Origin of the sequence: Pseudomonas sp. PSPC3-2 (assembly GCF_049897085.1) — a bacterium.
In the GTDB taxonomy this organism is placed as follows: domain Bacteria; phylum Pseudomonadota; class Gammaproteobacteria; order Pseudomonadales; family Pseudomonadaceae; genus Aquipseudomonas; species Aquipseudomonas paraveronii.
On sequence record NZ_JAFCVO010000012.1, the window covers coordinates 174,004 to 181,433 of the forward strand.

Below are 7,430 nucleotides of genomic sequence, written 5' to 3' on the forward strand. Positions count from 1 at the left end.
GTAGGAGGACAAAACGGCGCGTGTACGAAATGCGACTTTCGTTTATCGGATGTCGGCCTCCCAGCCGCCGCCTAACGCTTTGTACAAGGCAATGCTGGCTTGCAGGCGTGACAAGCGCAGTTGCACATTCAGGTCCTCGGCTGCGTACAGGGTACGCTGGGTTTCCAGCACGCTCAGCCAATCTTCGGCGCCCGCCTGGTAGCGGCTTTCGGCGATGCGCATAGCGCTCTGCGCCGCCTGCAGCTCTTGCGTTTGCCATTGGCGCTGCTGGTCCAGGCGCGTGATGTTGCTGAGGGCTTTTTCCACATCGGCGAAACCGTTGATGATCGCCCCGCGATAGGTCTGCAGCAGCTCATCCTGGCGCGCGCGGGCCTTGTCCCGTTCGGCGTTTAAACGGCCATTGTTGAAGATCGGGGCGACCAGGTCGGCGGTCAGCGAGTAATACGGGCTGCGCAGGATCTCCAAGGCTCTGCCGGCGTCGGAGCCGAGGGTCGCGCCGAGGGTTACACCGGGCAGCATGGCCGCGCGGGCGACGCGAACATCCGCTTGCGCCGCCGCCAGGTCGGCCTCGGCCTTGGCCAGGTCGGGGCGCCGGCTCAGCAACTGGCTGGGCACGCCCGCGCCGATGCTCGGCCAGGTGAGTGCCTGGAAGGGCTCTGTGCCCAGGTCCAACGCCTGGACAGGCTGGCCGAGGAGGGCCGCGAGGGTGATCCGCGACTCTTCGGCCAGTTGTTGGATCAGCGGCACTTGCCGTTGCTGGCTGGCGACCAGGCTTTGCTGCTGGGCCAGTTCCAGGGCCGTGGCAGAACCGGCGTCGTAGCGCGTCTGCACCAGTTCCAGCACCGTGCGCGCATTGGCCAGGTTCAACGCGGCGATCTGCTCGCGCTGGCGTGCGGCGAGGGTTTGCGCGTAGCGGTCGGCGACGTTGCCGAGCAGCGTCAGCTCCACGGTGGCCTGGTCCGACGCGCTGGCCCGCAGGCTGTGCAGGGCGCTGTCCCGTGCGGCGGCGCGGCCGCCCCAGAAATCCACTTCATAACTGGCGCTGAGGTTGGCGCCGAAGCTGTTGGCCACGTCATCGCTTTGCGTTACATCCAGGTTTGGCCCGCCCTGGCCGCGCAGTAACTTCTCATGGCTGGTGGACAGGTTGAACTTCACTTCCGGCAATAGCGGCGCGCCGGCGATCACCGCCTTGGCCTGGGCCTGGCGCACCCGTGCGACGGCGGCCGCCACGTCGAAACTGTCGCGGCGCGCCTGTTCGATCAGGCGGTTCAGTTGCGGGCTGCCAAATTGCGTCCACCAGCGCTGGTTGCTGGCCTGGGCGGCGTCACGCTCGGCGTACTGCCAGGCGGCTGGCGCGGCCATGCCGCTGTCGACGGCGGGCGGGCTGCCGGCGCAGGCGTTGAGCAGCAGGCACAGGCTGAATACGCACACGTGCGGTGCGGGAGATGGTTTATTCACTGGTCAACGCCTTAACCGGATCGAGCCGGGCAGCTTTACGGGCCGGCATAAAGCCGAATACAACGCCGGTGACCAGTGCGCAGCCAAACGCGCCGAGCACCGCCACCAGGGAAAACTGCACCGCCACCTTGGCCAGCATCAGCACGCCGCCGACCAGCAGCGCCAGGGCGATACCGCACAGGCCGCCGACCACCGAGAGCATCAGCGCTTCGGTCAGGAACTGGCGCAGGATGTCGCGCTGGCGCGCGCCGGTGGCCATGCGGATGCCGATCTCGCGGGTGCGTTCGCGCACGGTCATCAACATGATGTTCATCACCCCGATGCCGCCCACCAGCAGCGAAATCGCGGCGATCGAACCGAGCATCAGCGACAGCGTGTTTTGCGTGCGCGCCTCGGCCTGGATCATCGCCGCGTTGTTGGTCAGTTGGTAGTCACGCTTGCCGTTATGCAGGCGCAGCATCAGTTGGTCGATGGCTTGCTCGGCTTCCTGCACCTTGTGCGCATCGGCGGCGGCAATCGTCACGTATTCGGGGTTGTACGTGCCGAACAGACGCACGCTGGCGGCGGTGTAGGGGATGGCCACGCGGTCGTCGCTGTCTTTGTTGCCGGAGCTGGAGCCCTTTTCCGCGAGCACGCCGATCACCTGGAAGGGCACGTTTTCGATGAGGATGTATTGGCCGATCGGGCTGACGTGCTTGAACAGTTTCTCGCGGATGCGATGGCCGATCACCGCGACCGTGGCACCGGCGCGCTCGTCGGCCTCGGTGAAGTAGCTGCCTTCGACCACCGGCCAGTTGAAAATCTGCGGAAAGTTGACGTCATTGCCGCCCACATACGCCAGGTAATCCAGGTTGCCGTAGCGGATGCCGGCGTCGCTGCCATTGACCGGCATGATCCGCTTGACCTGCGGCAACGCCGCCAGCGCCGCGACATCGTTGAGCGTGACGATGCCCAGCGGCGTGCGCGGGTTGGGCGAGGAACCGCTGAGGTAAAGAATGTTGGAGCCGAACGCACCCATCTGCGCCATGACCTGGCGCTTGCTGCCTTCGCCCACCGCCAGCATTACTATCACCGAGGCCACGCCGATGATGATCCCCAGCAGGGTCAGGGCGGTGCGGAAGCGGTTGATCCACATCACGCGCCAGGCGGCCTGCACCGCGTCGATCAGTTCGGCCTTCCACGCGCCGTTGTGCTCGGCGCCTTCGGCCAGGCGCTGGCGCAGGTCGAAGGCTTGCAGCGCCGCGCTGTTGGCGCTGGCCGGGACGTGAGTGGCGCTGTTGGCCGAGTCGCTGATGATCAGGCCGTCGCGAATCTCGATGATGCGGTTGGCCCGCGCCGCCACGTCGCGGTCATGGGTGATCAGGATCACCACATGGCCCTGGCTGGCCAGCTCGTCGAGCAAGGTCATGACCTCGGCACCGCTGTGGCTGTCGAGGGCGCCGGTGGGCTCATCGGCAAGGATGATATGCCCGCCGTTCATCAGTGCGCGGGCGATGGAGACCCGCTGTTGCTGGCCGCCGGACAGTTGATGCGGACGGTTGCCGGTGCGGTCGGCCAGGCCCAGGCGCGTGAGCAGGGCCTTGGCGCGGGCGTGGCGTTCAGCGGCGCTGATGCCGGCATAGATCGCCGGCATTTCGACGTTTTCCTGGGCCGAACCCGACGGGATCAAGTGGTAGCCCTGGAACACAAAACCGAAGGCTTCGCGGCGCAGCCAGGCCAGTGCGTCGCTGTCCAGGTGCGCGACGTTTTCGCCGGCGAACAGGTAGTCGCCGACGGTGGGGCGGTCGAGGCAGCCGAGGATGTTCATCAGCGTGGATTTGCCGGAACCCGAGGCGCCGACGATGGCGACGAATTCCCCGGCATGGATCGACAGGTCGATGCCGCGCAGTACGTCGACCTGCGGGCTGTCGCCGCCGCCGTAGGATTTGGTGATGTGCTTGAGTTCGATCAGGGGCGTGGTCAATTCAACCCCCGCTGCCGTCGACTGGCCCGATCAGCAGGTGATCGCCTTCGCTCAGGCCTTCCAGCACTTCGACGCGCAGGCGGTCGCTGATGCCCAGGCGCACGGCGCGCTCTTCGATGCGGCCGTTTTTTGCGACCACGCGGGCGATCTGCCGTTCGGTGCTGCCTTGCAGGGCGGCGACCGGCGCGGTGAGCACATCCTTGACCTGGCTGGCGACGAAAAACACTTGGGTGGTCATTTCGGCCATCAAGGCGTTGTCGGTGTTGTCCACGTCCAGCAGCACGGTGTACAGCACCACGCGGCCGCTGCCGTTTTTACTCGAACTGTTCGGGCTGCCGCTGCCCTGGGTTTCGTCCAGTGGCTTGGGCGGGATCGGCAGGATCTGCCGCACGCTGCTGGTCCAGCGGCGGTTGCCGCCGCTGAGGGTGGTGAAGTAGGCGCTCATGCCGGGTTTGACGTGGCCGATATCGGCTTCCGAGACCTCGGCCCACACGGTCATCGGTGACAACTTGGCGATGCGCAGGATCAGTGGCGTTCGCTGCTGGGCATTGAGGGTCTGGCCGACCCGCGCGTCCACCGCCACCACGGTGCCGGTCATCGGCGCATAGATGCGCGTATAGCCCAGCTGCGCCTCGTCACTGCGCAGGCTGGCCTGGGCCTGGAGAATCTGCGCCTGGAACATCGCGACCCGCGCCTGGGTGGCGCTCAATTCGGCCTTGGCGGTTTGCACGTCTTCTTCGCGGGTGGCGTTGCCGGCGGCCAGGCGTTGCTGGCGTTGGTACTTCTGGCGCGCCAGTACGTGCTGGGCTTTCTGCTCCTGCAATTGGGCCTTGAGGTTTTCGATGGCGTAGCGGCTGGCGTCGAGCTTGGCTTTTTGCGTCGAGGGATCGATCTCGACCAGTAACTGGCCTTCCTGCACCGTATCGCCGGCCTCGACATGGATCTTGCGGATCTGCCCGGACGCCTGCGCGCCCACATCCACGTAGCGTCGCGGTTGTAGGGTGCCCAGGGCGGTGACGCTGTTTTCAATGTTGCCACGGGTCACGGTAACGGTGGCCAGGGTGTCGCGCCCCGGCGGCTGTAATTGCCAGGCGGCGATGCCGATCACAGGCAGCAGGCACGCCACCACAAGCAGGGCGCGTCGGGCAGGTCGGGGGCGTTTCATGGGTTGGTTCCAGCCAGGAAAGTTCGGACCGCAGTTGCGGGGGGCTGACAGTTAAACGAGCGCATGGCCCGAAGATTTAGGCTGTTACACAAGTAGTTACAGTGCCGCCGAGTAAAAAAAACGTCTGCTGAAGCAAGTCTTCTTTAAAAGTAGATGAGAATTACTATAAATTGCACTCACCCAAACTGCCATCATTGAATGGGCTGTATTTTTAAGCATTCAGGGACCTAATGCCGCCGCCAGGTGGTCGGGAGTCATGTTGGAAAACTACTATCGCGAGCTGGTGTGTTTCCTCAACGCCAAGCTGGGCAACCGTCAGGTGGCCGAAGATGTGGTGCATGACGCTTATGTGCGGGTGCTGGAACGCGCGAGTGACACCCCCATCGACCAGCCCCGCGCTTTTTTGTATCGCACCGCGCTGAACCTGGTGATCGACGGCCATCGGCGCAACGCCTTGCGCCAGGTCGAGCCGCTGGAAGTGCTGGATGCCGAAGAGCGTTTCTCCAACGCATCGCCTCACGCCACCCACGATCACGCCCAGCGCCTGCAGATGCTCGAACGCGCGTTGGCCGAGTTGCCGACGGCCTGCCGCGACAGCTTCCTGCTGCGCAAACTCGACGGCCTGTCCCACCCGCAAATCGCCGAGCGCTTGGGGATTTCCCGCAGCCTGGTGGAAAAACACATCGTCAACGCGATGAAGCACTGTCGGGTGCGGATGCGCGAGTGGGACGCGCCCTGAGCGTCGATCGGTTAAATTTTAATTCACTGTCCTCGTTTCCTATCAACACATGACCTGTTGTGCAGGTCGTGAAGGTATTCCCGCCCCACCGCCAAGGGGCTTATCCAGAGGACACTGGAATGACACAGGCAATTGCTTCGCCCGCGGTTCACGACCTGATTGGTATCGGTTTCGGCCCTTCGAACCTGGCGCTGGCCATCGCCCTGCAGGAGCGCGAAAAGGCCCAGGGCAAACTGGACGTGCTGTTTCTCGACAAACAGGCCGATTACCGTTGGCACGGCAATACCCTGGTGACCCAGAGCGAACTGCAGATTTCGTTCCTCAAAGACTTGGTGACCCTGCGCAACCCCACCAGCCCGTATTCCTTCGTCAACTACCTGAAAGCCCACAACCGCCTGGTCGATTTCATCAACCTCGGCACCTTCTACCCGTGCCGTATGGAGTTCAACGACTACCTGCGCTGGGTCGCGGGGCAGTTCCAGGCCCAGAGCCGCTACGGCGAGGAAGTGCTGGCCATCGAGCCGATCCTGCACCAGCAGCAGGTTGACGCACTGCGTGTGATTTCCCGCGATGCGCTGGGTGAGCAGCATGTGCGCACCACCCGTTCGGTGGTGGTCAGCGCCGGCGGCACGCCGCGTGTGCCCGAGGTGTTCAAGGCGTTCAAGGATGACCCCCGCGTCTTCCACCATTCCCAGTACCTGGCGCGCATGGCCCAGCAACCCTGTGTGCAGGGCAAGGCGATGCGCATCGCAGTGATCGGCGGCGGCCAGAGTGCGGCCGAAGCGTTCGTCGACTTGAACGACAGCTTCCCGTCGGTGCAGGTCGACATGATCCTCCGCGGTTCGGCGTTGAAACCGGCGGATGACAGCCCGTTCGTCAACGAAGTGTTTTCGCCGGCCTTTACCGACCGGGTGTTCCAGCAGGTCGGCGCCGAGCGTGAGCGCCTGCTCGCCGAGTACCAGAACACCAACTACTCGGTGGTCGACCTGGACTTGATCGAGCGCATCTACGGCATCTTCTATCGCCAGAAAGTCTCCGGCACTGCGCGCCAGGCCTTCCGCACCCTGACTGTGGTCGAGCACGTCAGCGCCGGCCCGTTGGGCATCGAGTTGGCCCTGCGCAACAACGCCAGCGGCGAAACCAGCGTCAGCCATTACGACGCGGTGATCCTGGCCACCGGCTACGAACGCCAGATGCACCGTGAACTGCTGGCGCCGCTGGAGGCTTATATGAGTGACTTCGAAGTCAGCCGCGACTACCGCATCGTCACCGACGAGCGTTGCAAGGCTGGCATCTACATCCAGGGCTTCAGCCAGGCCAGCCATGGGTTGAGCGATACGTTGCTGTCGGTGCTGCCGATTCGGGCGGATGAGATTGCGGCGTCGTTGTACGCGCATGATCGCCACCGTGGGCAGGGGCGTTCGGTGCAGGATTTGCTGCTCGCTACGGCGAGCTGACGAACGGGTGTTCGGGCTGCACGCGTTTAGGGACTTTTGGCTGCATCTGCCGGAGGGTAAGTTGATGCAGGGGTAGAAAATGTGGGAGGGGGCTTGCCCCCGATAGCAGTGTGTCAGTCAATACATGCATGACTGATCCACCGCAATCGGGAGCAAGCCCCCTCCCACACTCTTGACCGCGTTCGGCTTCCAGGATCAGGTCGGCTATAAGGCCGTGCCCAAGAGCAAGAGCAGAATGAGCGCTATCTGATCCACGGAGCTCCAAATGTGGGAGGGGGCTTGCCCTCGATAGCAGTGTGTCAGTCAATACATGCATGACTGATCCACCGCAATCGGGAGCAAGCCCCCTCCCACACTCTTGACCGCGTTCGGCTTCCAGGATCAGGTCGGCTATAAGGCCGCGCCCAAGAGCAAGAGCAGAATGAGCGCTATCTGATCCACGGAGCTCAAAATGTGGGAGGGGGCTTGCTCCCGATAGCAGTGTGTCAGTCAATACATGCATGACTGATCCACCGCAATCGGGAGCAAGCTGAACTGGCCTAATGATTTTGGACACTTCAATCGGGCGCTATGATGGCGCCCAAATCTGAGGTGTTTGGATATGCGTAAATCTTATTCGAGTGAGTTCAAACTCAAGGCGGCCAGCAT

The 7,430-nt window shown here is 63.6% G+C and carries 5 protein-coding genes; 2 read left to right on the plus strand and 3 right to left on the minus strand.

The genetic code is table 11. The features are described 5' to 3' along the window. Positions 1–42 precede the first annotated feature (42 nt). From ACP7CJ_RS20650 to ACP7CJ_RS20660, 3 genes are read right to left on the minus strand one after another with little or no spacing between them, the layout of a single operon-like run. Positions 43–1,458 (minus strand): efflux transporter outer membrane subunit, encoded by a 1,416-nt coding sequence (locus ACP7CJ_RS20650; protein WP_426101383.1) that lies wholly within the window; start codon positions 1,456–1,458, stop codon positions 43–45. Continuing rightward, positions 1,451–3,421, minus strand: a complete 1,971-nt coding sequence (locus ACP7CJ_RS20655) for a MacB family efflux pump subunit (protein WP_426101385.1) — start codon at positions 3,419–3,421, stop codon at positions 1,451–1,453. Before ACP7CJ_RS20655 ends, ACP7CJ_RS20650 begins: the two co-directional genes overlap by 8 nt. 1 nt (position 3,422) lies before the next feature. Beyond that, entirely contained in the window at positions 3,423–4,586 is a 1,164-nt protein-coding gene (locus tag ACP7CJ_RS20660; protein ID WP_426101387.1) for an efflux RND transporter periplasmic adaptor subunit, read from the minus strand. Between the two features lie 256 nt (positions 4,587–4,842). On the opposite strand from ACP7CJ_RS20660, the gene ACP7CJ_RS20665 reads away from it, so the two are divergent. Continuing rightward, positions 4,843–5,325 carry a sigma-70 family RNA polymerase sigma factor gene (locus ACP7CJ_RS20665; RefSeq protein WP_276193717.1) on the plus strand — a complete coding sequence of 161 codons (483 nt, stop codon included), beginning with the start codon at positions 4,843–4,845 and terminating at the stop codon, positions 5,323–5,325. Between the two features lie 119 nt (positions 5,326–5,444). Continuing rightward, positions 5,445–6,782, plus strand: coding sequence for a lysine N(6)-hydroxylase/L-ornithine N(5)-oxygenase family protein (locus ACP7CJ_RS20670; protein ID WP_276193716.1), 1,338 nt, complete (start codon positions 5,445–5,447; stop codon positions 6,780–6,782). The last annotated feature ends 648 nt before the right edge of the window (positions 6,783–7,430 follow it).